Origin of the sequence: Sphingobium amiense (assembly GCF_003967075.1) — a bacterium.
Lineage (GTDB): Bacteria > Pseudomonadota > Alphaproteobacteria > Sphingomonadales > Sphingomonadaceae > Sphingobium > Sphingobium amiense.
In genome coordinates this window covers 4,055,057-4,078,781 of record NZ_AP018664.1, presented here as the reverse complement: position 1 = coordinate 4,078,781, position 23,725 = coordinate 4,055,057, and the positions used below count along the sequence as shown (strand labels likewise).

At 64.5% G+C, this 23,725-nt stretch carries 20 protein-coding genes; 8 read left to right on the top strand and 12 right to left on the bottom strand.

Annotated elements, in window-relative coordinates; genetic code table 11:
- Positions 1–6: 6 nt before the first annotated feature.
- The 7 genes from SAMIE_RS19530 to SAMIE_RS19500 all read right to left on the bottom strand — a co-directional run bounded on the left by SAMIE_RS19530 (position 7) and on the right by SAMIE_RS19500 (position 5,900).
- The gene (locus tag SAMIE_RS19530) at positions 7–627 is read right to left on the bottom strand and encodes an RNA polymerase sigma factor (RefSeq protein ID WP_066696392.1); all 621 of its coding nucleotides are present in this window, start codon (positions 625–627) and stop codon (positions 7–9) included.
- A gap of 17 nt (positions 628–644) precedes the next feature.
- Complete coding sequence (locus SAMIE_RS19525; protein ID WP_066696830.1) at positions 645–1,265, bottom strand: class I SAM-dependent methyltransferase; 621 nt, start codon at positions 1,263–1,265, stop codon at positions 645–647.
- Between the two features lie 17 nt (positions 1,266–1,282).
- Positions 1,283–1,933 carry a tetratricopeptide repeat protein gene (locus SAMIE_RS19520; protein ID WP_232037315.1) on the bottom strand — a complete coding sequence of 217 codons (651 nt, stop codon included), beginning with the start codon at positions 1,931–1,933 and terminating at the stop codon, positions 1,283–1,285.
- 41 nt (positions 1,934–1,974) lie between these two features.
- On the bottom strand, positions 1,975–2,745 hold the full coding sequence (locus SAMIE_RS19515) for an SDR family NAD(P)-dependent oxidoreductase (RefSeq protein ID WP_066696387.1): 771 nt from the start codon (positions 2,743–2,745) through the stop codon (positions 1,975–1,977).
- Positions 2,732–4,723: an AMP-binding protein gene (locus tag SAMIE_RS19510; RefSeq protein ID WP_066696385.1), complete on the bottom strand. Its 1,992-nt coding sequence runs from the start codon at positions 4,721–4,723 to the stop codon at positions 2,732–2,734. The genes SAMIE_RS19515 and SAMIE_RS19510 overlap by 14 nt, the downstream gene beginning before the upstream one ends.
- Positions 4,720–5,262, bottom strand: coding sequence for a thermostable hemolysin (locus SAMIE_RS19505; RefSeq protein ID WP_066696383.1), 543 nt, complete (start codon positions 5,260–5,262; stop codon positions 4,720–4,722). The genes SAMIE_RS19510 and SAMIE_RS19505 overlap by 4 nt, the downstream gene beginning before the upstream one ends.
- A 194-nt stretch (positions 5,263–5,456) precedes the next feature.
- Positions 5,457–5,900 carry a pseudoazurin gene (locus SAMIE_RS19500; protein ID WP_066696381.1) on the bottom strand — a complete coding sequence of 148 codons (444 nt, stop codon included), beginning with the start codon at positions 5,898–5,900 and terminating at the stop codon, positions 5,457–5,459.
- 262 nt (positions 5,901–6,162) lie between these two features.
- On the opposite strand from SAMIE_RS19500, the gene SAMIE_RS19495 reads away from it, so the two are divergent.
- From SAMIE_RS19495 to SAMIE_RS19485, 3 genes are all read left to right on the top strand, one after another.
- Positions 6,163–6,936, top strand: a complete 774-nt coding sequence (locus SAMIE_RS19495) for a TIM barrel protein (protein ID WP_066696379.1) — start codon at positions 6,163–6,165, stop codon at positions 6,934–6,936.
- Positions 6,937–7,027: 91 nt separating this feature from the next.
- A complete protein-coding gene (locus SAMIE_RS19490; protein WP_066696824.1) occupies positions 7,028–7,984 on the top strand; it encodes a sugar phosphate isomerase/epimerase family protein in 957 nt (318 codons plus the stop codon).
- A gap of 19 nt (positions 7,985–8,003) precedes the next feature.
- On the top strand, positions 8,004–8,927 hold the full coding sequence (locus SAMIE_RS19485) for a sugar phosphate isomerase/epimerase family protein (protein WP_066696818.1): 924 nt from the start codon (positions 8,004–8,006) through the stop codon (positions 8,925–8,927).
- 45 nt (positions 8,928–8,972) lie between these two features.
- On the opposite strand, the gene SAMIE_RS19480 is transcribed toward SAMIE_RS19485, so the two are convergent.
- Complete coding sequence (locus SAMIE_RS19480; protein ID WP_066696370.1) at positions 8,973–10,451, bottom strand: aldehyde dehydrogenase; 1,479 nt, start codon at positions 10,449–10,451, stop codon at positions 8,973–8,975.
- A 312-nt stretch (positions 10,452–10,763) separates the two neighbouring features.
- Between SAMIE_RS19480 and SAMIE_RS19475 the strand changes: the two genes are divergently transcribed.
- Genes SAMIE_RS19475 through SAMIE_RS19465 form a run of 3 tightly spaced genes read left to right on the top strand, consistent with a single transcriptional unit; the run spans position 10,764 to position 15,420 of the window.
- A complete protein-coding gene (locus SAMIE_RS19475) occupies positions 10,764–13,643 on the top strand; it encodes a TonB-dependent receptor domain-containing protein (RefSeq protein ID WP_066696369.1) in 2,880 nt (959 codons plus the stop codon).
- Between the two features lie 13 nt (positions 13,644–13,656).
- Positions 13,657–13,923, top strand: a complete 267-nt coding sequence (locus SAMIE_RS19470) for a hypothetical protein (protein WP_066696367.1) — start codon at positions 13,657–13,659, stop codon at positions 13,921–13,923.
- A 36-nt stretch (positions 13,924–13,959) separates the two neighbouring features.
- Positions 13,960–15,420 carry a carotenoid oxygenase family protein gene (locus tag SAMIE_RS19465; RefSeq protein ID WP_232037314.1) on the top strand — a complete coding sequence of 487 codons (1,461 nt, stop codon included), beginning with the start codon at positions 13,960–13,962 and terminating at the stop codon, positions 15,418–15,420.
- Between the two features lie 63 nt (positions 15,421–15,483).
- On the opposite strand, the gene SAMIE_RS19460 is transcribed toward SAMIE_RS19465, so the two are convergent.
- On the bottom strand, positions 15,484–16,428 hold the full coding sequence (locus tag SAMIE_RS19460) for a helix-turn-helix domain-containing protein (protein ID WP_066696363.1): 945 nt from the start codon (positions 16,426–16,428) through the stop codon (positions 15,484–15,486).
- A 261-nt stretch (positions 16,429–16,689) separates the two neighbouring features.
- Here SAMIE_RS19460 and SAMIE_RS19455 point away from each other — a divergent pair, with 261 nt between their 5' ends.
- The gene (locus tag SAMIE_RS19455) at positions 16,690–17,262 is read left to right on the top strand and encodes a nuclear transport factor 2 family protein (protein ID WP_083952341.1); all 573 of its coding nucleotides are present in this window, start codon (positions 16,690–16,692) and stop codon (positions 17,260–17,262) included.
- Positions 17,263–17,306: 44 nt separating this feature from the next.
- On the opposite strand, the gene SAMIE_RS19450 is transcribed toward SAMIE_RS19455, so the two are convergent.
- Positions 17,307–18,281, bottom strand: coding sequence for a hypothetical protein (locus tag SAMIE_RS19450; protein ID WP_232037313.1), 975 nt, complete (start codon positions 18,279–18,281; stop codon positions 17,307–17,309).
- A gap of 52 nt (positions 18,282–18,333) precedes the next feature.
- Positions 18,334–19,905: a carboxylesterase/lipase family protein gene (locus tag SAMIE_RS19445; protein WP_066696350.1), complete on the bottom strand. Its 1,572-nt coding sequence runs from the start codon at positions 19,903–19,905 to the stop codon at positions 18,334–18,336.
- A 276-nt stretch (positions 19,906–20,181) separates the two neighbouring features.
- Here SAMIE_RS19445 and SAMIE_RS19440 point away from each other — a divergent pair, with 276 nt between their 5' ends.
- Entirely contained in the window at positions 20,182–20,961 is a 780-nt protein-coding gene (locus SAMIE_RS19440) for a hypothetical protein (RefSeq protein WP_066696347.1), read from the top strand.
- 46 nt (positions 20,962–21,007) lie between these two features.
- Here the strand turns inward: SAMIE_RS19440 and SAMIE_RS19435 are convergent, their stop codons facing one another.
- Entirely contained in the window at positions 21,008–23,416 is a 2,409-nt protein-coding gene (locus SAMIE_RS19435; RefSeq protein ID WP_126516906.1) for a TonB-dependent receptor, read from the bottom strand.
- Positions 23,417–23,725: the final 309 nt, after the last annotated feature.

Below are 23,725 nucleotides of genomic sequence, written 5' to 3'. Positions count from 1 at the left end.
CGCGCTTCATTGTCCCCATGTCCCTTGCGGCACCGCGCCGTCCTCGGCCCCCTGCTCCAGAGACGCCGCGGTAGCCAGCGTTCCACAGTCGATCAGGGCCGCGCGCAGATGTTTCATCGCCAGCGCCAGATGCTTTTCGACGCCGCTGCGCGATATTCCAAGACGTTGCGCAATCTCTCCCTGCGAAAGATTTTCGAACCGGTAAAGGCGCAGCGCCCGCGCCGCGCCATCGGGGAGGCGGGCGATGGCGGATCGCAATATCTCCGCCTCCTGCTGCCGGGCGATCCGTTCGTCGGCAGGTTCGGATGGGTCGACGCGCGCTTCGGGCGCGGTGTCCCGTTCGCCCTCCCCGTCTGCGATCCAGTCCCGGTCGCGGCGCATCGCCCGCCGCGCGCCGCGCAGCCGGTCGAGCACCAGATTATTGGCCATGCGAAACAGATAGGCGCGCGGATTGCCGATCGGCCCGGCCGGCTGCGAGCTGGCCTTGATCCAGAGATCCTGAAGCACGTCCTGCGCTTCGTCGACGGAACCGCACCGCCCGGCAAGAAACCGCATCAATTCGGATCGGTGCGCTTCCAGCATCGCTGCCAGACCCGCGCCGGGCGATCCGTCGTCTTCAGCCTTCATTCCTTTCTCCGCGGCGATCACGCTCCGCGCCGGGCATGGCCGATAAGACCCCGGACCGAGCGTGTCACCGCCACTTCATGCACCGCTATGGCGTCAGGAGCAAATCCCCCCGCGATGAGCGCCGCGCGCAGCCCTTCGGCATCGTAGAGCCGGTGCAGACCCGCGCGGGTGAAGGCCCAGCCCCGCATCGTGTCGCTGTGCGTCACATAGGCCACCATGCGCCCGCCCGGCCGCAGCACGCGGTGCAGCTCGCGCACGAACCGGTGCGCGTAATCGTCGAAATAGAGCGTGTTGAGCGCAAGCGCGGCGTCGACCCTTCCGTCGGGCAGCGGCAATGCGGCAAGATCGCCCTGAAGCAGCGTCGCCGCGCCCCGCGTCTTCCTTTGCGCCATGTCGAGCATGACGGGCGAGCGGTCCACCCCGGTCAGCGAAGCGGGTCCGCGCCAGCGCATTTCCGCCAGCGCTGCACCGGTCCCGCACCCCGCGTCCAGCACAGCCTCGCCCGGCCGGATCGAGAGCATCCCGACCGCCATGTGCATCGGCCGCCGGTTGGCGACGTCCATCGCCCGGCCGAGAAATCGCCCCGCCCACCCGGCGGGATGGGCAAGCTGGTGCGCGAAACCTTCTGCCAGACGCATGAGCGGGGCGCTCGCGATCAGGCGGCTCTGGCGAGCAGGTCGCGCACCTCGCGGCGGCGGCCCGCGTCCCATACCGGGCGGCTGGCGTCCCGCGGCGCGCGCAGCGCCTTTTGCAGATAGGCTTTCGCGCCCGCCTTGTCGCCCCGGTCGAGCAGATAGTCGCCGTAGAAATAGTTGGTGTCGAGGCCATCGGGGTCGATGGCGAGCGCCTGCCTCAGCAGTTTCAGCGCCCGGTCATCGTCCCCCCACGCGAAGCCCGGCACCTTGTGGTAGAGCACGCCGAGGCTGAGCGCCGGTCCGCCATCGGCAGCACGCGGGTCGATGGCATAGGCCTTGGCGATCAGATCGCGCGCGCGGGTCGCCAGCCCCAGCTTGTGAAAGAAGTTCGCCTTGTTGGCCTGCTCGCTGGTGACGATCCCGGCCCACAGCAGCGGTTCGGCCTTGCCGGGGTAGCGCGCCACCACCGCGTCGGCCTGTTTGGCGAGCTGGTCAAGCGCCTTCGTCTGCGTGCTGGACCCGCGCATTTCATAAACGATATGCGCCCAGCCGTCGTTGATTGCCTTCACGTCGCCGGTCATGTCGGCGCGAGCGGGGGTCGCTCCGGCGAGCGCCATCATCGGCAGCAGAGCCAGCATGGCGGCGCGGCGGAGGGGGGTGCGGAACTTCATATATCTCTCCTTTCCTTGGGATCTGACGCCCGTGGGAACTTTCAGGAAAATTCAGCGCGCGCCTTGCGGATCTGGCCCGACAGGCCCGTGTCGATGAGCCGCGGCGAAAGGGCGTTGAGCGCGGCATAGAGCCGCTCGACCGCGCCGATGCTGACGGTATCGCGCCGGTCGATGATGGCGGCGGCGATCCGGTCTGCAACCCATTCGGGCGCGTCAGCCTTCATGCCGGTGAGCGTCAGGAAGCGGTTGACTTCGCCATTGTTGAAGGGGGTGCGCGCGGCGCGCGGATTGATGTGCGTCACCGTCACGCCGCTGCCCAGCAGTTCGCGGCGCAGGCTCTGGCTCAATGCGGCAAGCCCCGCCTTGCTGCTGGAATAGGCGGCGAACCAGGGATAGGGAATCGCCCCCAGCACCGATCCGACATTGACGATCTGCCCCGATCCGCGCCGCCGCATCGGCGCCGCCACCGCACGCGCCAGCACCGAGGGCACGAGCAGATTGACGCGGTAGCAGAGTGCGAGCGCCTCGATCGGCTGGCTTTCATGCAGGCCAAAGCGCATCACGCCCGCCACATTGACCAGAATGTCAGGGCAGTCGTCTTCCAGCCGCTGCGCCAGAACCGTCAAAGCCATGTCGTCCGACAGATCGGTGACGATGCTGGCGTGACAGGCCGGACTTTCGATGCGGTCGATGCCCGTCACATGCGCGCCCGCGTCCGTCAGCAGACGCGCCACCGGCGTGCCGATGCCTCCCGCCGCGCCCGTCATCATCACGCGCAGCCCGTCGAGCCTGCGTCCCTCACGCCGCTGCATCGAGCGTCTCCTCAAGGTCGATGCTGGCGAACACCGCGCCGAACAGCGCGAACATTTCCTGCGCCATGGACAGGATCGCCAGCCGGTCGCCAGCGGGCAGACCGTTCACGAGCCGCGCGAAGAAGGTCATGTGATGCTGGTCGAGCGCGCCGTGCGAGGTCAGATAGGTAAAGGCTTCGGGCGGCAGGCCCAGCCGTTCCGCCACGGCGCTCGCGCCCCGCTGCGCCAGCGCGACGCTGACGCTTTCGAGCACATAGACCATGCCGAAGAAAGCCGCCGGATTGCCCTCCGCGATACGGGCATAGGCATGATCGACCATCGCGCGGGTCGCCGGATGAGGCTCGCTCGCACGCGCGGCGTCCGCGTCGCCACCGGCTGCGGCGATGTCCGACAAAATCCATTCCTCATGCCCCGTCTCTTCCTCGATATAATCGTCGAGGGCCGCGACGAGCGGGGGCCGGTCGAGCAGACGCGCGCGGGCGGCCTGCATCAGCGGAACGGTATGGCGGACATGGTGATAGGCCTGCCCGAGATAGTCGATATAGGCGCGGCGCGAGATGGTTCCGGCAAGGCCCGCGCGCACCTGGGGGATGGTGAGGAAGCGCATCCGGTCGCGGAAGGTCGCCGCTTCCAGCGCGTTGAAGAAAGGCGGTTCGCGCTCCAGCCATGCGGCTTCTATCGCCTGGCGGCGGAGCCTGCCGTTGCCCGTCAGCATCCCGTTGTCGGGAGTGAAGGGCGACACTTCGCGCCAGCGGGCGATGCGGGCGTAGGCGGGAAGCGCTGCATTCACCGCCTCGACCGCGGCGGCAAGGTCGGCGTCGGGGGAGGAAGGCACCAGCAGCGCTTCAGGCGCGGGCAGCCCGTCGCCATGCACCATCGCCTGAAGCACGGCTGGCCGGTCGGTCAGCAGCGTTTCGATCCATTCGGGCGAGATGTTGCGGCCGAAGCTGGTCACGATGAGCGCGGATTTGCGGCCCTCGATCCAGAGCCGCCCTTCCGCGTCGATCCGGCCGAGATCGCCGGTCGCCAGCGGTCCCGGCTCGCGCGGCGCGCCCACGGTCCCGAGGCACATCGGGCCGTCCAGCAGGATTTCCCCATCCGGCGCGATGGAAGCGCGCATGGCGCCGAGCGGGCGGCCCGCCGATCCGTCTCCCCCCTCCTCGCCCGTTTCGAGCGAGACGACCGATCCGCATTCGGTCAGGCCATAGCCCTGACGGACCGGCAGACCGACCGCCTGCGCCCGGCCGAGCAGATCGGGCGCGACGCGCGCGCCGCCCACCGCGACGATGGTGAGATCGGGCAGGCGCAGGCCCGTGCCTTCCAGCACGGCGACGATGCCCGCGAGATATTCGGGCACGAGGATCAGCGAGGTGATGCGCCACTGCGCGATCATCCGCGCCATCTGCGGAAAATCCGGGCGGAAGGGATCGGCCAGCCCCAGCGCCGCCTGCGGCGGGCAGACATAGGTTCCGCCCGCGATCATCGTCGCGAAGAAGCCCGCGACCGTTTCCAGCAGGATGCCGGGTGGAAGCAGCGCACAGTGCCGCCCGGCATGGCCCGACCCCAGCGCATCCACGACCGATTGCGCGACGCCCAGCATATGCGCGGCGGACAGGCACACACCCTTGGGCGTTCCGGTCGATCCTGAAGTGAAGGTGATGCGGGCGGTGCCGGTGGGCAGCGCGGCCGGATCGGCGCAGGCAGACCGGGCATGATCGACCTGCTCCGCGGTGAAAAAAGCGGGGAGCGACAGGACCGGCGCGCCGGCTTCCAGCAGGGCCAGTTCCCGCACCGCCGCATCGACACCATGGTCGAGAGAAAGGACGACCGGCGCGCCGCCTTCGACGCGCGCCGCCATAGCCTCCACGCGCGAGGCCAGGTCGGCCCAGCGGACAACCGGCGCAACGATGGGATCAAGCGCCACGCCGTCGGGCTGCGCCAGCGCATGCGCGCGGATGATCGACAGCAGCCCGGTCATGCGGCACGCCGCCGCGCGGCGAGATAGGCGGCGATGGCCCGCTGCCCTTCTGCGATGAACCCGGCGCACACCATCGGATCGCTGTCATAATAGCGGCCCCATCGTTCCGCATCGCTCACGCGGTCGATCGTGGCGGGAGCGAGGATATGGATCGGCACGCCCATCCGCGCGAACATCTGCCGTAAAGGCGCAGTCAGTGTCGCGACGGCGATTTCGCATTCATGGCCCAGATCGTTGGCCGCCGTCGCCCAGAGCGACACCATGGCGAAGGCGTTGTCCGCCGCGAGACTGCCGATTTCGATGACGCGGTCGCGCGTGACGGCGCGACCGAGCGTGCGGGCGAGACAGGTTTCGACCGGCGCATCGAGATAGCATTCGAGGAACAGCGGCGATGCGCCCGCCCGGCGATAGCCCAGGACCGCCGTCGCCGTTTCCCCCCGCACGATGTCGATGATGTCGGAAAAACCCGGTCTGGGGGATGCGTCGTGAACGGCCTGATATTTGCGTGCCACCAGATTGCCCGATCTTGCGTCAATCATCTGCAATTCCTCATGGTTTGCAGATGAGACGCCGGGCCGGACGCCGCTCCTCAGTTCAGATGCCGGATTTTTATGGCGCGCGCCCGCCGGACCGGCGACGGGAGGCAAAGGAGGATTTTATCCCATATTCCGGAAAGCTGGCTCTCCCGAACCGCGTTCCGCCCGCACCATCGGGCGGAACGCTACGGCATGGGTCATTTGACCTTTGCGAGCATCGCATTCATCCGCTTGGCGGCGAAGGGCGGCAGCTTGGCCGCGCGGGCGGCGGCGATGTCGGCGGGTGTCGGCTTGCCGACCTGAACCAGGGCGACCATCCCCATCGCGAAATGCGGCATGCATTTGACGCCGTAGAGACCGGGCTTCGTGACCTTCATCACCGCTTCCTTGTTCATCATCCCCTTCATCGGCGATGCGCCTGCGGGAAGCATGTTGGGCAGGGTCTCGGCATTGTGGCTGAGATCGGTGGGTTTGAAATGGATGACGTCGCCGGGCGCGGCCTTCACGAACGACGGTTCGAACACCATCCCGCCTTCAGCGCCCTGATTCTTCATATGAACCACGATGTCCTTCGCCTGCGCGGGCATCGTGCATGCAGCGGCCAGCAAGGCGGCGCTCGCCACTACGTAAAGGTATCGCATCAACTCTCTCCCGAATTTCAGTCGCCGTTGCCCAAACGGCATCATGGCGACGGCTCCCATGCCTATAATTCACCTCTGGCGCAATCGGCTTTGCACGACGACCGCAACGCCGGTGCGGCGGCGATCCGCTCGGTCCGGCGGCAAGTCTCTTGACCCGAACGGTGGATGGAGCGATAGGGACGGCACAAAATAGCGGGACTCAACCCGCCAGGCATACGGGCGCTGATCGCGCCACGGGGCCGTAGAATGGGAAGGAAATCCTGTGTCTGCGAGCTACCAACTCTCCTCCTGCATCGAATGGCAGTTCACCGAATCCGGCGATCTGGACGCCCGCCTGCGCGCCGCCCGCGATGCCGGTTTCGAACTGGCCGAATTTCATCTCTGGCGCGACAAGCCAGTAGACGCGCTGGCGCAGGCGCTGACCGATACCGGCATGCGGCTCACCGGCGTCTGCGTCGATCCGCGCCGCTCCATCGTCGATCCGGCCGAACGCGAGGAAATGGTGACGGCCGTGCGCGAGACGATCGCCGCCACGGCGAAACTCGGCAAGCCCGACCTGATCGTCGCGTCCGGCTTCCGGGTGGAGGGGCTGAGCGAGGAAGAGCATTTCGCCAATGCCGTAGCGGCGCTGCGCGCGGCGGCGGACGCGGCGGAGGAAGCGGGAGTCACGCTGCTGCTCGAACCGCTCAACACGCGGCTGTTCTCGGCCATGTATCTGGTCAGCACAAAAGTCGGCCTCGATCTGGTCGAGGCGGTGAACAGCCCGAACCTGCGCCTGCTCTACGATGTCTGGCACAGCGCGGTCATGGGCGAGGATATGGCCGAGGTTCTGGCGGGCCGCATCCATCTGGTCGCGCATGTGCAGGTCGCCGATATGGACGACCGCAACGAACCGGGCACCGGCAGCGTCGATTGGGCCAAGGTCATGCAGGTGCTGCGGGATCTGGGCTATTCGGGTGCCATCGGGCTGGAATATTTCCCGACGCTGCCGATGGACCGGTCTGTGGCGCTGACCCGGCAGACGCTGGGCTGCTGAAGACAGCATAGGGCCAGCCGGGTCGCCGCCCCGGCCCGGCCCGCCAAAATCCGAGCGCACCGGACTGCGCCTGATGAAATGGATTTCCGACATGAATCTGCAAACCGTCGCCATGAGCCTGGACCTGATTAACCGCCATTATCAGGAACCCAACCGCAACCGTTACGAAAGCCGCTATTTCTGGGAGGAGCTTTATACGCTCATCGCCGCATCCGGCTTTTCGGCGATAGAAATACCCTATGAGCCGGTCTGGCAATTTGGCGGGCGGAGCGGCGTGCCGTTCAACCGCTATTGCGTCACGACCAAATATGGCGACGCAGCGGGTTACCGCGCGCGCCTGGCGGAAAGCGGGATCGGTCGCGTCAGCGGCGTGACTTTCGATCCCAACCTGTTCATGCGCAACGATAATCTGGACTTCTACTTCGGCGCGAGCGGCCATTTCGCAAGGGAAGCGCTGGCTCATGCGGCGGACCTTGGCGCAGGCTATTTCGCCATCAGCCCGTCCCCCTATCATGGCCGCGTCGCGCAATATCATCCCGATATGGCCGACAAGATGGAAAGCTTCACGACGCGCACCATCGGACTTCTGACCGAACTGGCCGCCATCGCGGCGGAACGGGGCGTGGAACTGGTGCTGCGCAGCGAATATTGGAGCCTGTTCGGCGGCGAGCGCATCCTGCCGCTGCTCGACGCGCTTCCCCCCACGGTGAAGCTGGACGTCGATACCGCCAACCTGTTCGTCGCCGGCATCCCGGCCGAAGCCTTCATCGAAGCGCATATCGGCAGGATCGGCTGCGTCCACCTGACCGACACCGACTTCACAGACACGCAGGAGGTCTGGAAAACCCCCAATCCCGAGTTCCCGCGTGATCGCGCGACTCAGGTTTTCCGCGATCCCGGCACGGGGTCGGTCGATCTTGCGGGGATCGCGGCGCTGCTCGACCGGCTGGGCTATGGCGGGGCGATCACATGCAGCGCCCGCCAGACGCGCGATCCGTTCCGCGCCCTGCTGCGCACCCGCGCCCTGCTCAACCAGATCCAGAAATAAGATGAACGGAGACGCAGCGATGCCGAACATCCGCTATGCCAATATGTGCCACTGGAAGTCGATCCCCTACCGGCAGATCGACAATTTCCGGGAATTCTACTATGAGGACAAGACCAACAGCGCCTATTATTCGGACTGGGACAATATCCTGAAATACCAGTCCGCGCTGGGGTTCGACGGGATAGAAATCGCGCCCTGGGATCTTGCCGACATCCTGCCGCTGTTCGGTTCGCCGCAGAACTTCACGGCGTTTGCGAAGGATCGCGGGGTCGAGGTGATCGGCATGTTCCATGGCGCGCACGCATCCCATGCGGCGGATCATTTCGATGAAGCGGTCCGCTCCGGGCGGGAAGCCGTGGACACGATCGTCCAGTTTGGCGGCACCTATATGAACACCTGCCCCACGCAGAATTATTACGGCACCGGCCCGCTGAGCCGGGAAGAGGTGCAGCAATGCGCCAAGGTCATGAACGAGATCGGCCGCTACGCCACCGATCATGGCGTGAAGATCGGGCTGCACAATGAATTTTTCTGTGCGATCAACCTGACGAACCACCGCGAACTGATCGAACTGACCGATCCCCGGCTGGTCCATTATTGCATCGACACCGCGCAGATTTCGATCATGGGCGAGGATCTGCTGACATTCTACGCCGACTATCACGAGCGCATCAGCACATTCCACCTCAAGGACACGGCGTCATCCAATCTGCCGGACAGCGTGCGCTATGCGCAGGACCCCGAAATCGCCGACGACGGCACGCGCTGGTTCTGGGAACCGGGTCAGGGCGAACTGGACCTCAAGGGTCTCTATCGCCTGCTCAAGGAGCATGAGTTCAAGGGCTGGATGTCGATCGAATATGACGGGTCGCCGGACATGCTCGCGTCGATGGCGATGACGCGCTATTTCCTCGATAAGGAACTGCGGCCGATTTACGACTGACGAACGGGCGACGGGGCTGGCCGCGCTGGCCCGCCCCATCGTCGATCACACGGCACTCAGGTATAGGGTCTTGGTTTCAAGGTAATTTTCCAGCCCCTCTATGCCGCCTTCCCGGCCGATCCCGGATTCCCTGAACCCGCCAAAAGGCATGGCGATGTCCACGGCCATGCTGTTGAAGGCGACCGACCCGGTCCGCAGACGGCGCGCAACATGTTCGGCCCGTTCCGTGTCCGCCGTATAGATCGCGCCGTGGAGACCGTAGCTGGTGGCGTTCGCCTTCGCGATCATGTCTTCCTCGTCGTCGCAGGCGATGAAGGACACGACCGGGCCGAATATCTCTTCCCGCGCGATGGTCATGTCGGTCGTGACGCCGGTGAAGACGGTCGGCTCGAAGAACCAGCCGCGATTCCGGTCCTGCGGACGTGTGCCGCCGCGCAGCAGGTGCGCGCCCTCCTCCACGCCCCGCGCGACGTAGCTTTCGACGCGTTCGCGCTGCCGCTCGAGGCTGAGCGGTCCCATCGCCACCCCGCTTTCGAAGGGGTCGCCGACCCGCATCCCATTCACGGCGTCGAGATAGGCGCCGACGACCTCGTCATGCCGCCCGCGCGGCACCAGGATGCGCGTCAGGGAAAAGCAGACCTGCCCCGTGATCGGCATGGAATAGGGAACGAGGCTGGGCAGGACATCGGCGAGCGGCGCGTCGTCCATGATGAGCGCGGCCGATTTGCCGCCCAGTTCCAGGCTGACGCGGGCGAGGCGGTCCGCACAGGCCCGCGCGATGACCTTGCCGGCGGCGGTCGAGCCGGTGAAGCTCACCTTGTCGATACCCGGATGGCGCACGAGGTGATCGCCCACTTCCCGCCCGCCCGTGACGAGGTTGAAGACGCCGGGCGGCAGGCCCGCATCCTCCAGACATTCGGTAAGGATATAGGCATCGACCGGCGTTTCGGGGGACGGCTTCGCCACGAAGGTGCAGCCTGCCGCGAGGCCCGCCGCGACCTTGTAGCACAGGAGGACCAGCGGCGCGTTCCACGGCGTGATGGCGGCGCAGACACCAGCGGGTTCCTTGACGATCCTCGCGGCTCCCCCCGCAGGCCGCGCGCGCGTTTCCACAAAGGGATAGGAGCGCGCGAGATCGGCATAATAAGCGAACAGGCCGGGCACCTGATGCGACGCCTTGCGAGTGAAGTCGATCACCGCCCCCACCTGCCCCGTCCAGGCGGCGGCGAGTTCCGGCAGCCTCTGTTCAAGCCGTTTTGCGACCGCCATCAGGATGTCGGCGCGATCCTCCGGCGTCATTCCGGGCCATGGCCCTTCGTCGAACGCCCGGCGCGCCGCCGCTACTGCCTCATCGACATCGTCCGTCGATGCTTCGGCGTAGCGGAGGAGCAGTTGTTCGTCGTGCGGCGCGATGACGTCCAGCAGCCGGTCTCCCGTCGAGGGCCGCCAGACCCCGTCGATAAAGAGAGCATGACCGTCATTGGCCCTCAGCGCATGAATGGTGTGCGTCAGTTGCTCGGTCATGGTCCCCTCACATTCGATCCGTGCCCTGTCGGGCTTTCGGACGACTGGCTACCGTGGTCCGCACGACCGTCGCAAGAACGGCAAAAGACAAAGAAAATCGTTTTTACTCAGTGATATGATGCGGACTGTTCGCTATCGAATAAGCGAACGAGCGCCATCGGACATGACGGCTTTACCGCCGCGATGCAGCCGTGCGCTGGAGGGAAAGGCCGCATGCGCCTGCGGGTAAACATGACACGCCCTTAGTCTGTATCAACAATGCGACGGAGACGCCCGTGCAGGGCGCAGCCATGTTTGAGGGGAGACGATAGGATGAAAGACACAGCACACCGGACCTGCCGGAGGTTCCTGACAGAGGCGGCCTCGTTCGCCGTCGCGGCGAGCCTGCTGGCAGGCGCAAGCGTTCAGGCGCAGGAAGCGGATCAGGCGACGGCCGCTCCCGAATCCTCCGCGCCGGACATCATCGTCACGGCGAGCCGTGTGCAGCGGAGCGGGTTCACCGCGCCCACGCCGACGACCATCATCAACGACGCCGTGCTGGAGGCGCGCGGCGCCACCAACGTCGCTACGGTGCTGAACGAAATCCCGGCATTCAAATCCTCGACGACGCCCACGACCAACGGCGTCCGGGCGGTGCAGGCGGGTGCCTATTTCGCCGACCTTCGCGGCCTTGGCTCCTCCCGCACGCTGGTGCTGGTCGACGGCAACCGGTTCGTGCCGCAGATCGCGACCGGCTTCGGCGGCTACCAGATTGATCTCAACCAGGTGCCCGCGCTGATGCTGGAGCGCGCGGAGGTCGTCACCGGCGGCGCGTCCGCCCAATGGGGTTCGGACGCCGTGGCCGGCGTGGTCAACCTCATCCTGCGCAAGAATTTCGAAGGCCTGAAGGCGGAAGCGCAGGCCGGCACGTCCGAATATGGCGACAACAGCGAATATCGCATCGGCGTGCTCGGCGGCCTGAAGCTGGGTGACAGGGGGCATCTGACGCTGGCGTTGGACCATGTCAGCAACGATGGCGTGGGGGATACCTTCTCCCGCGACTGGGGCAGGCAGGCCTGGGGCCTGGTCGCCAACCCGGCGCGCGCCACCAACGGTCTCGCGGCGACGCTGATCCTGCCCGACGTGCGCTATTCCACCATGACGAACGGCGGCCTCATCAACAGCACCACCGGCCCTGCTGCACAGTTGCGCGGCATCTTTATCAATCCGGACGGGTCGCTGGGCCGCTTTCAATATGGACAATATGTCGGCGCCAGCTTCATGCAGGGCGGCGGCAGCAACGAAGGCGTCAATTTCAACACCGGCGTGTCCATCGCGCCTTCGGTGCGGCGCTGGACCGGCTATGGCCGGTTGAGCTACGACGTGACCGATGCGCTGACGCTCTATGGCGAAGGCTCCTATTCGAAGACGGTCGGCCGGGCGCAGACGCTTCCGCCCCGGAACGAGCAGGCCACGCCCATTGTCGTGTCCGTCCAGAATCCGCTGATCCCCCAGGCCCTGCGGAACGAGATCGACCGGCTCAACGCGCTGCCGCAAAATGCGGCCAACCAGATCACCAGCTTCAATCTGGGCCGCAACAGCGTCGACATCGGCTATCAGCGCAGCCGTATCGAAAATGAGACGCAGCGCGGCGTCATCGGCTTCGACGCGGATCTGGGCAACAGTTGGAAACTGAGCGGCGCGGCGATCCATGGCCGCAACGTCTACACGCAACGGGTCTTCAACAACCGCATCCAGTCGAACTTCCGCTTCGCCGTCGATGTCGTGCAGACCGCCAACGGTCCCGCCTGCCGCGCGGTGACGCTTGGTAACGCCGCTGCCAACGGCTGCGTCCCGCTCGATGTCTTCGGCGAAGGCGCGCCATCGGCCGAAGCGATCGCCTATGTCACCGGCACGACCTATTCGCGCACGCGCTACGAACAGACGGCGGCGAACATCAACCTGTCGGGCGAACCGTTCAGCACCTGGGCCGGGCCGGTGTCGATTGCCGTAGGCGGCGAATATCGGCGCGAAAAGCAGAACACCTATGTCGATCCGATTGCCGAGGTCGCGGGCTATGAAAGCTCCAACGCGCGGTCGCTGCGCGGCCACTTCAACGTGAAGGAAGCCTATGCCGAGGCGGTCGTGCCCCTCGCCCGCGACCTGCCCCTGCTGCGCAAGCTCGATGTGCAGGGCGCGGTGCGGCTGACCGACTATAGTTCCAGCGGCAGCGTGACGACATGGAAGGCGGGCGTGACATGGGAGTCGCTGTCCGGACTGCTGGTGCGCGGCACGATTTCGCGCGACATCCGCGCGCCCAACATCTTCGAGATGTTCACGCCTGCGGTGACGACGATCCTGACGCGCAATTTCGCGGCGGCGGTGGACGGCGGTCCGGTGGGTCAGGTGCCCACGGCGAGCCTGACCCGCGGCAATCGCGATCTCGACCCGGAAGTGTCGAAGACCAAGACGATCGGCTTTTCCTACGCGCCGCCCTTCATTCCGGGGCTGCAATTTTCGGTCGACTATTTCAACATCCGCGTGAGCGACGCCATCGCGCAGATCGACCCCAATCTTCTCATCAATTTCTGCACGGGCGTGACGGCGACGCCGGAGCGCAGCTTCTACTGCTCGTTCATCACGCGCAGCCCGGCGGGTGCGGCGTCCGTCTATACCGTCGACAATCCCTATCTCAATCTGGGCTATATCAAGCGCACCGGGTTCGATTTCGAGGCATCCTACCGCCTGCCGCTGGAGCAACTGTCCTCGGGGCTTGGGGGATCGCTGACGGCGCGCTTCTCGGCCACCCGGACCAACAGGTTCGGGGAGGACATCACCGGGGCGGGCTATGTCGAGCGTGCGGGGGAAACATCGTCCGCCGGCAATCCCCGGCTCATCACCAACAGTTCGCTGACCTATGACGACAGCATGCTGACGCTCCAGCTTCAGATGCGGACGATCGGCAAGGGCAAATATAACAACCAGTTCACCGAAGGCGTGCAGATCAACGACAATTCGGTGCCCGGACGAACCTATTTCAACATGTCGACCACGATCAAAGTCGCCGAGAAGTTCGAGCTGTTCGGTGTCGTCAACAATCTGACCGACCGCGATCCTCCGCTGATCCCGCAGAATTTCGGCTATCCCACGGCACCGCAATTCTTCGATATGATCGGCCGGACCTATCGCTTCGGCGCACGCGTTAAACTGTAAAAGGGTGAAGGCAATGACCAATCAACCGCCTTTCGAGGGCGCGATCAGCCGACGCTCTCTGGGCAAATGGGCCGGAGGCGGACTGCTCGCCATCGCGACGGGCGGAGCGGCGAGCGCCGCCCACGGCTTTACCGCCGGGCGCCCGCCAGTCGTAGGATTTCATGCCGACGCGCCCTGGTATGATCCCAGCGGGCGGGACACGCCCTACCTCCCCCCGCGCGCCAACGGGCGCTTCGCCCCCGACACCGAAAGCCTGATGCGGCTTGGCTTTTTCCTCTGACCGGCTGCCCCTTTCCGGGCGGCACAGGAGCTTATCGTGGCAGATTTTTCCAAGATGAAGGCAGCGCAGGGATTTTTTTCGCCCCAGCGCTATGAGGCGGACATTCTCGACTGCGAGACGACAGGGTCCATTCCCGCGGAGCTGGAGGGCGCATTCGTCCGTCTGGGCGGCGAATGGTTCTATCCGCCCAAATATCAGGACGACGCCATCCTCAACAGCGATGGTCATGTCAGCAGCTTCCGCTTCAAAAATGGCCGGGTCAGCTACAAGAGCCGTTTCGTGCGGACGCCGCGTTTCGAAGCCAATCTGAAAGCGGGCAGCCAGCAGTTCGGCTATTACCGCAACCCCTTCACCGACGAACCATCGGTGAAGAATCTCGACCGGACGGTCGCCAACACCACGCCCTTCGCGTTCGCGGGCCGCCTGATGGCGCTGAAGGAAGACGGACTGCCGCACCTCATCGACCCGAACAGCCTGGAGACGGTCGGCCGGTGGAATTTCGACGGCAAATATAAAGGGCCGCACTTCACCGCGCACCCCAAGGTCGATTCAGAAACGGGCGAGATGATCGCCTATGGCAACGAGGCCAACGGGCTTGCCGGGGACGCGGTCTATGTCGCGACCATCGACAAGACGGGTCGCGTCACCCACGATACCAGCTTCACCGTGCCCTATGTCAGCATCATGCACGACATCGCGCTGACGGAAAAGCACATCATCTTCCCGTTCGGCGGCTATGTCACCAGCATGGAGCGGCTGAAGGAAGGCAAGATCCACTGGGGATGGGACAATAGCAAGGAAAGCTATATCGGCATCCTGCCGCGCGGCGCGGACGGCAAGGACATCCGCTGGTTCAAGGGGCCGCTCCGCTGCATGATGCACACGTTCCATGCGCGGACCGTGGGCAACAAGGTCATCATGGAAGCGCCCTTCTATGACGGCAATTTCTTCCCCTTCTTCCACAATGTCGACAACAGCCCGTGGGCGCGCGACAAGGCGAAGGGCTATCTGCGCCGCCTGACCTTCGACCTCAATTCCAAACATGACGGCTGGAAGGAGGAAATCGTCTTCCAGACGCCCATCGTCGATATCGGCGCGATCGACCGCCGGTTCCTGACCCGCGACCTGCGCTACGTCTTCACCGGATTCACCGATCCGTCCAAGCCGTTCAACGTGGCCGCAGGCGGCAATCTGCAGGGCCGCATCACCAATTGTTACGGGCGGTTCGACGTCAAATCGGGCAAGATGGAGGCGATGTTCGCAGGCGACACGCACAGCCTTGCGGAGGCCTGCTTCGTTCCCCGCAAGGGCGGCGACGAAGGCGTCGGCTGGCTGATGGGGGTCGCATCGAACTTTGCGGAGATGCGGTCGGAACTGGTGATCGCGGACGCGCAGCGTCTGGCCGACGGGCCGATCGCCCGCGTCATCCTTCCCTTCCGCGCCGCGCCTCAGGTCCATGGGACATGGGTCGGCGCGCAGGAGCTGCCGTTCGTTTAACCGACAAATGCTAAAGGGGCGGGCAGCATCGGGGAGAGATTCCCGATGCTGTTTCGTTTCCGCTCAGCTCGCCATCTGCGCGCGCATCCGATATTCCCGCGGGCTTACCGCATAGGCTTCCTTGAAGACGCGGCTAAAGTAAGCGAGGCTGCTGAAGCCCCAGGTATAGGCAATGTCGGTGACGGACTGGTCCGCCGATCTCGGGTCCGTCAGCGCCGCGCGGCACGCCTCCAGGCGGCGGCGCAGGATGCGCTCGGACAGTGTCTCCTGCCCGTCGACATAGACTTTGTGCAGGTAGCGCTTGGAACAGTTCAGCCCGCGCGCGATGGTGTCGATCGACAGGTCGCTGCGTTGCAGATGCGCGGTCAGATAATCCTCGACGCGATCGCGCATGACTTCCCGGCTGCTGCGCCGGTTCTCGCAACTGCCATGCTCCAGAAGCGCGAGGCGGGCGAGGCGCGCGACCATGACGCCGATGTCGCCCTCCGCGCAATCGTCACGGGCGCCCGCGACCGCGGTCGAAAGCGCCGCATGCAGCATGCTGCTGTAGCCGCTCGCCGCCGAATAGAGTTTCAGGCTATAGGGCGTCAGGTCCGATAGCTGGAGATCCTCGGCGCGCAGGAGAACGGCGGACTGCCGCGTCGGTTCGGTCGAATGGAAACGGAACGGCCGCGTCACGTCATACAGCATCCAGTGGTTAGGCTTGAGCGCGATTTTCTGGTCGCGCTGCTCCATGAAGATCGTCCCTTCATGCTGCACCACCAGCTTGAACAGCCGCCGGTCGTCCCCCCTCGCCTGATCGTGATTGCGGCTGAGGCGGTGGGGGTTGGCGTTCACCGACGCGAAGGTGAACATGCCGACCTGACGCATGCGCGTGGACGCATCGAAACCGTCCGCTTCCGGGGCGACGTCGAACCCGCCCAGCGATTTCCAGATATGCTCCCGCCAGTAGGCGGCCCGTTCGCTGCGCCGGACATTGGACGTGCTGAGTTCGATCATGCCTGCCATCGGTCATCCCTCCAAGGCATGCGCCGGCTCTTGCCGGTCGCTTAATCCAGAGCGTCCAAGAAAACCCCTCTGTGCCCTTGAGTCAAATAATTTGTAATGTTCGTTCTAAAATTGCCGCCCTGTGCCCTTGAAGACAAAAATCCATTCTTTCGCTGACGAGCGCGGCGGAGCCATTGCGGCTAGGCAGGAATATGCACCACCGTAACTGCGCGTCGGCGGCAGGCGGGAGAGGAGCGTTGCACTGTCGAGGAGGGAAGATTCATGAACAAGTTAATGACCGGAGTCGCGGGCCTCGTCTGCCTGACGGCATCCCCTGCCCTCGCGCAGGTCAGTCCGTCCGAATATGCCGTCGCCCGGGCGGAAATCGTCAATCTTTCCAACCGGCTGATGATCGCATTCGACGCGCAGGACGCGGACACCTATGCCGACTCCTTCTCGAAAAATGCCGTGCTGAACTTCATCGGCGGCGTCGAAAACGGCCGCGAGGCGATCCGCAAGGGCATGGCTGCGTGGTGGCTGAAGACCAGCGCCGCCGCGCCGGTCGCCCCCGACGCCACATCCCGGCCGCGCACCCACCATTTCGTGGTGAACCACAGCATCACGATCGACAAGGACGGCAAGACCGGAAAGGGTATCCTCTACTGGTTCGCCCTCACCAATCGCACCCCGCAAAAGGATGTGCAGCCGCTCTACTTCGGCCATGTCGTCGAATATTATGTCAAGGAAGACGGCAAGTGGCTCTATTCCAAGCGGGACGTCTATAACGAATCCCTGACCAATCGCTCCATATTCTATCCCGAACTGGGTGAGAAAGATCCCCGCGCTCCGAAATGATGGAGAGACTGGCGAGCCGGGAACAACCGGCTCGCCAGTGCCTTTTACCGCTTCGGGGGATATTTGGCTTCCCGATTGCGGATGACATCGGGATTGATCGTGTAGGGCGAGCGCATATTGTAGGCGGTGCCGATGAAGACCGCTTCCACGCCGGTAATCATCCCGTTTTCCAGCTTGAAGCTTTCCAGCAGACCCCAGCTATGCGGCTCCCGGAAGATCGAGCGGGTCGTCGTGCCATCGGTGAGCTGATACTGGTCCATCACCCCCTTATGGTCGATGAAACCGCGCGCCATCACCATGCAGCGATATTCGTCGACCAGAAAATGATCCCGGTCGCGGACACGCTCGTTGAAGAAGTAGCGCCCCGATTTGAAGCCCTTTTCGATCTCCGGGAACTGCATGCCGTTTTCGGTGCGCGTCGCATCGGGGCTGAACCGCGTTCCCCGGATCTCGCCATTGTTGTTTTCCAGCGTTTCGAAATAGCCGTCGGCCAGACGGACCATCTCCGCCCGGGGGCGGCACCGCGATTTGGGCACGGTCTGGTCGAGATGCGGCGACCGCTCGAACTTTTCGACGTCCCCGATGGGCGTGGGTGGTCCGGACAGGTTGCGGCGGGTGGATATGAGATGCTCGATTTCGGTAATCATCCCGCCTTCGACGCGCAGCCTGATCGCCAGAAAACCCGGCGTGTCATTCTGCATGATCCGGGTGTAGATGCCGACCTGCCCGGTCTCCGGGTCGGACAAGGTGAGCGGCTGGCCGATCTCCTTCGTCACTGTATCCCATGTCGCGTCGGGGAACGGCATTTCGACGAAATTCTCGACGAAGCGAACCCGCCGGGAAATCGGCGCTATGCCGGGATTATGCGCCAGATAGGCCGCCCGATACTGGTCGCCGATCTTTTCGAGGCACTGGCGGTCGCAGCCATTTTCCGTGGCGGCAACCGCTCCCTTCCCCACCATGGACGGCGCGCACAAGGCGAGCGCGCCCACGATTCCCAAACGCCAGTTCGGCTGCATCCATCCGTCTCCTTCACCTGTTGTCCGGCACAGTTTTGGTGCCATTTTTCCATCACGCCTTGAGAAGTTCAGCCATCGTTTCCCGCGCAAGCGCGCTCGGATCGTCTACCATGCGCGCCCCGTCGTCGAGAACCAGCGTCGATCGCCGGTCGCCCCGGTAGCGCGGCCACGGATCGTCGCCCGACATCGACGGATCGCCGGTCTGCGCGAAGCGCACCCACGCGCCGCTCATGATATGGGCGAGCCGTTCGGGCTGCGGGCCGGGACCGAGCAGCGCCCGGCTCGCGTCCACGGTGTTGAAGATGAGCGAAGATTCCAGCGTATGCAGCGCGCCCAGCTTCCCGCCCAGAGCGGGGCTTTGATAATCGAGCCGGTAGGCGTAGGTGCGGCCGCCCGCCGCCGAATGCCGGTCCGCCTGCGCCATCGCCGGCAGCGTGACCGAATAATCGGAAAAGAGCTGGAGGTAGAGCCGGGCGGGTGTGGCCGGAGGATAGGCGCGCCGGTAGGCCGCAATGATGTCGGCGGACCGCGCCCCGGCGAAGGCTTCGACCCGGCGCTCCATGGCCGCCTCGTCGAGCGTGAAGGCCGCCGGATCGTTACCCCAGAAGAAACTCATTTCCTGCGCGTTGGACCCGATCAGCATCGGGATGTCCGCCGTGCCGGGCGCGGCATCCGGGGAGAAAGGATGACGCGGCAGCCATGCGGGGTCGATCACGGGCGCGAAACAGGGGAGGTCGATGAAGCGTGAAGGCTTCATTTCCGCAGCGACCGCATGATAGCCCGCGAGCAGCCGCTCCATGGATATGGTCGCCAGATCGGCCGCGCTGGCGCTGGTCAATCCCAGCGTCTTCAGGAGCCGTTCCGTCACGGCACTGGCGTCATCGCGCTCCATGAAGCGCAGGCCGGGGCCGCTCTGCACGCCCGCGCGGGAGAACAGGCCTTTCGCAGGCGGGCTGGCCATCAGGAAGCTGGTCTTCATGCCCCCGCCCGAACTGCCGAACAGCATGATCCTTTTGGGATCGCCCCCGAACGCCTCGATATTGTCGCGCACCCAGCGGAGAGCCGCGGCGATGTCCATCATCCCGGCGTTCCCGGCGCTTTTGAATTCCCCTCCGGCAAAGTCGGCCAGATGGGTATAGCCAAAGGCGTTGAGCCGATGATTGATGCTGACCACGACCGCATCGCCGCGGCCCGCAATGCCGCTCCCGTCCATGGTCGATCCGGTCCCGCCGTAGAAGAAGCCGCCGTGCAGCCACAACAGCACCGGCCGCTTGCGCCCGTCTCGCAGGGCGGGCGTCCAGACGTTGAGGAACAGGCAGTCCTCGCTTTCGGGCAGCGGCGGCGGCGGCTTCGCACCGGCGGGGCGCGGCAACTGGGCCAGAATGACATAGGGCGGCCCCGGCGGCGGACTGGCGTTGGTCTGCGGCGCGCTGGCGCCCGGAGCCACGGCGTCCCGGATGCCGGACCATGGAGCAGGCGGCTCGGGCGGCATGAACCGCGCCGCCGTCGCATATCTTATCCCACGAAAGACGAGACAGTTCGCCAGCGGCGCTCCCCGCAACCGGCCATATCGCGTCTGCGCGACGGGTTCAGCCTGATCGGCCAAGGCCGGGCGAGTCACCATGATCCCTCCTGTCGCCATCCCGCCCAGCAGGCTGCGTCGTGAGACCGGAAATTCGCCATGTCGCCGCATCAGGATGTCCAATTGTCACACCGTCAGCGAGTTTCTCTAGCATCGGCGGAGATCCGCCGTTTGCCGCACCACGCCCGACGACTGCATTCACAGCGCCCGCACGGCGGACGGGATCAGACGTGCGAAGCGATCCGCTTCCAAACAGACCGCGAATATTGTATCTGCCGGCGACAAGATGAGGTCTCGTCCGCCGGGGGGTGAAGTGGGATGGCTTTAGCGATTTCGAGGAATCCGGTCCTGGCCGCCGACACGCGATTTTACGTCATCATGGCGGCCGTCATGGCGCTGCTCAATATCTGCGGCTTCTCGCTGTTCGCGGTCATGGGCGTATCGTCTTTCCACGCTCCCATCTATGTGCATGTCCACGCGATCCTGTTCATGGGCTGGGTCATGCTGTTCATGACTCAGGTCTCGCTTGCAGGGACCGGATCGCTCGCCCTTCATCGCAAACTGGGCTGGGTAGCGGTGGGCTGGGCTTTGGCCATGGTCGTCGTCGGAACGCTGACGACGCTCTGGAGCGTGCAGAAGGCGGCGGTGCCGTTCTTCTTTCTGCCCGCCCAGTTCCTGCTGATGAACCCGCTCAGCGTGCTTCTGTTCGCGGCACTGCTGATCGGCGGCGTTGTCAAACGGCGTGATCGTGAATGGCACCCGCGCCTCATCCTGTGCGGCATGGCGGCGATCATGGGGCCGTCTTTCGGCCGCCTGGTGCCTGCGCCCATATTCCTGTACTCGACGCTGACCGCAGTCTTCGTCGGGATGATCGCATTTCCGGTTGTGGGCATCATAAGGGACAGGCTGCGCTACGGCCGCGTGCACCCGGCATGGTGGCTGGGTCTGGGGTCGCTGCTGCTGTTGCAACTGGCCTCCGAAACGCTGGGACGCAGCCCGGTTGCCGCCGCGATCTACGACCGCGCGGCGATCGGGACGCCCGGCGCATCGGTTCCGGCGCTGACCTATCAACGCCCGCCGTTTCCGACCGGCTCCTGACGGCTCCGCCCTTACGGGCGAAGCCTCCTGAGGTCGATGTGATCCTTCAATATTTATAGGCCACTTTGAAAAACACGGTTCGAGGCGCATTCTGCGCGCCCTGCACGAGCTGCGTTCCGGCAAATGGCCCGGCCCGCAGCGGCGTGCCGACCGGCGTGAGTGTCGAGAAATAGAAGGCGTTGCCGATGTTGCGGGCGGTCAGCGTGAAATCCCATCGCCCGTCCGCCGTCGTGAAGCCGACGAAGCCATTGACGAAATGCTTGTCGCCGATCCGATATTGCGGACTGTTGAGCAGGTCGGAGAAATAGGATGTCTGCCAGTTGACGCTGCCGCCCAGCTTGATCGTGCCGACGCCGCTGATCGGAATGCCATAATCCGCCGACGCGAAATATTGCCATTCAGGCTGCCCGGAGAACGCCTTGCCGGTGTAATTATAAGCAGGAATGGTGCCGAGCGCGGGCGCCGAATAATCGTCGAACCGTGTCTTGAGATAGGTGACGTTGAACGCCAGCGACAGATTGTCGACAGGCTGCGCCGACGTTTCCAGTTCGAAGCCCTGGGTATGGGCCGATGGCGCATTGCCCCGCGTGCTGACATAGGTGCCGGAAATCGGGCTGAAGGCCGATACCGACGTCTGGAGATTTTTATAGTCGTTATAAAAGCCCGTCAGGTTGATGCGCAGGCGGCTGTCGAACCAGTCGCTCTTGAAGCCGCCTTCGAATGTGTCCACCGTTTCCGGCGCGTAGGGCAACGCCGTGGCGACATTGAGGGCGCGATTGTTAAACCCGCCCGCGTCGAAACCTCTGGAATAGTTTGCGAACAGGAAAATGGCGGGCGTGACCTGATAGGACAGGCCCGCCTTGGGCGTGAAGGCATGCCAGGTCTTCCTGTTGAGCACGCCCGCGTTGGTGAAATTGACCTGAGACGCGGCGACATTGACGCCCAGCGTCGGGATTGCGCCCCCTGTCCGGACCTGCGGATAGAGCGTCGGGTCGATCGGATTGCCGTCGAGGTCGTAATTGACGCCCTGAAAATCGAAGGCGCGGCGTATGCTGATATAGCGTCCGCCCGCCGTCAGTGTCAGCCGGTCGGTCAGCCGGTAATTGGCCTGAAGATAGGCGGAATAATTGCGGGTGATGGTCTTGCCGATCTGGTCGAAGGGCGCAGCGGGCAGCGCCGTGTCCGACGCAGGCAGGCCGGTGACATAGCCGATGCGGTTGCTGCGGAAATTTTCGAACAGATAATAGAGGCCGCCAGTGAAATCGAAGCGGTTCCAGTCGCCCTGCAACTGGAGTTCCTGCGTAAAGCTCTTCTGCTTGTAGACGATATAATTGTCGGAAATGTCGATCCGCCGGGGCTGGGCGCTGTTGTAGGGAAGCCGGTTCTGGCCGTCATTATTGTAATTGACGGGGTCCTGATCGAAGCCGCGCAAAGCGCTGATCGAATGAATCGACAGATGCGGGTTCAGATCATAGTCGACGCGGCCCGTGATGCCGCCGGAGTGCGAACGGTTGATCCCGTATCGCCCGGCGTAGCTGACATTGTTCCTGAACGTGGAGAACTGGGTCGGACTGAACAGCGTGCCGCCCGTAATCGCGCCAAGGCCGCTCAGGGCAGGGTTGGTCGCGTTGTAGGTGGTGGCGACATATTGCGCGGCCTGCGAATGGTCGACCGTGCCGTCAGCCGATAGCGTGACCTTCAAAGTGCTGGACGGCGTGAAGACCAGCTTGATGCGCCCGCCGTCCGTATTCTGGTTGTTGACGCGGCGCCGGAGCGACGGGTTCCACGTATAGCCTTCATGCTCGTCATGCGCGAACGCGATGCTGGCGGCGAGCAGGCCCGGCACCAGCGGACCCGCGACATAGGCATGGGCATTGAAGGTCTGGTAATTGCCATAGCCCGCGTCGAGCCGCAGATCGAGCGTGTCCCCCGGCGTGCGCGTCACATAGCGGATCGCGCCGCCGGCCGAATTTGCGCCGAACAGCGTGCCCTGCGGCCCCCGCAGCACCTCGACCCGCTCGATGTCCGTCAGGTCCGACATGCCGTTGATCGCGCGCGGCAGATAGACGTCGTCGATGTAGACGCCCACGGTCGGATCGAAGATCGGATCGCTGTTGCCGATGCCGCGGATGAAGAAGGTGTTGGTCAGCGGCGTGATGCCCGTGGTCGGGGTGTAAAGGCCCGGTATCTGCCCGGCCAGATCGCGGGCCGTCAGGACATTCTGGTTGCTGCGAAATGTCTCGTCGATCACGCTGACCGCGACCGGGGTCGATTGCAGCCGGGTTTCCTTGCGCGTGGCGGTGACGACGATGTCGCCCAGACCGCTGCCCGCGTCGGGCGCGTCCACGGGGGCTGCCGGCTCTGCGGCCGACACCGGGTGGGTCGACAGGAGAGCGAGCGAAACGACAGGCAGGGCCGTGGCCGCGCGCAGCCATGCCCGGTTGATGACCGGCATATTATATCCTTCTTGGCTTAAGGCCTCCGGCGCCGCGCGTCAGGGGCGGCAACTCGCGCAGTCAGACTGAGGACCGCACCTCTCTCGTGCCTCATCTGAACTGTCGAACCCCCCACGGCTCACGCCTTGGGATGAACTACTACTAATTCAGTAGAGAATTTATAATGACATTTGCTGGGGCAGGACGGAAATCTGCTCAACGGTTGAGCTTTGCTGATGAGGACTGGAAAACCGCTCATCGGCAGGACGCCCATAGAGCACGGCACGGGCGGGCCATCCCCACCATATTCCCTCCCCGTCCAACTGGCT

Bases quoted from the DNA above. Each gene is read 5' to 3' on its own strand.
- SAMIE_RS19450 (WP_232037313.1), bottom strand. From the start codon at position 18,281: ATGCAGCCGAACTGGCGTTTGGGAATCGTGGGCGCGCTCGCCTTGTGC.
- SAMIE_RS19525 (WP_066696830.1), bottom strand. From the start codon at position 1,265: ATGCGTCTGGCAGAAGGTTTCGCGCACCAGCTTGCCCATCCCGCCGGG.
- SAMIE_RS19490 (WP_066696824.1), top strand. From the start codon at position 7,028: ATGAATCTGCAAACCGTCGCCATGAGCCTGGACCTGATTAACCGCCAT.
- SAMIE_RS19475 (WP_066696369.1), top strand. From the start codon at position 10,764: ATGAAAGACACAGCACACCGGACCTGCCGGAGGTTCCTGACAGAGGCG.
- SAMIE_RS19505 (WP_066696383.1), bottom strand. From the start codon at position 5,262: ATGATTGACGCAAGATCGGGCAATCTGGTGGCACGCAAATATCAGGCC.
- SAMIE_RS19530 (WP_066696392.1), bottom strand. From the start codon at position 627: ATGAAGGCTGAAGACGACGGATCGCCCGGCGCGGGTCTGGCAGCGATG.
- SAMIE_RS19515 (WP_066696387.1), bottom strand. From the start codon at position 2,745: ATGCAGCGGCGTGAGGGACGCAGGCTCGACGGGCTGCGCGTGATGATG.
- SAMIE_RS19520 (WP_232037315.1), bottom strand. From the start codon at position 1,933: ATGAAGTTCCGCACCCCCCTCCGCCGCGCCGCCATGCTGGCTCTGCTG.
- SAMIE_RS19455 (WP_083952341.1), top strand. From the start codon at position 16,690: ATGAACAAGTTAATGACCGGAGTCGCGGGCCTCGTCTGCCTGACGGCA.
- SAMIE_RS19445 (WP_066696350.1), bottom strand. From the start codon at position 19,905: ATGGTGACTCGCCCGGCCTTGGCCGATCAGGCTGAACCCGTCGCGCAG.
- SAMIE_RS19480 (WP_066696370.1), bottom strand. From the start codon at position 10,451: ATGACCGAGCAACTGACGCACACCATTCATGCGCTGAGGGCCAATGAC.
- SAMIE_RS19440 (WP_066696347.1), top strand. From the start codon at position 20,182: ATGGCTTTAGCGATTTCGAGGAATCCGGTCCTGGCCGCCGACACGCGA.
- SAMIE_RS19510 (WP_066696385.1), bottom strand. From the start codon at position 4,723: ATGACCGGGCTGCTGTCGATCATCCGCGCGCATGCGCTGGCGCAGCCC.
- SAMIE_RS19500 (WP_066696381.1), bottom strand. From the start codon at position 5,900: ATGCGATACCTTTACGTAGTGGCGAGCGCCGCCTTGCTGGCCGCTGCA.
- SAMIE_RS19460 (WP_066696363.1), bottom strand. From the start codon at position 16,428: ATGGCAGGCATGATCGAACTCAGCACGTCCAATGTCCGGCGCAGCGAA.
- SAMIE_RS19485 (WP_066696818.1), top strand. From the start codon at position 8,004: ATGCCGAACATCCGCTATGCCAATATGTGCCACTGGAAGTCGATCCCC.
- SAMIE_RS19470 (WP_066696367.1), top strand. From the start codon at position 13,657: ATGACCAATCAACCGCCTTTCGAGGGCGCGATCAGCCGACGCTCTCTG.
- SAMIE_RS19435 (WP_126516906.1), bottom strand. From the start codon at position 23,416: ATGCCGGTCATCAACCGGGCATGGCTGCGCGCGGCCACGGCCCTGCCT.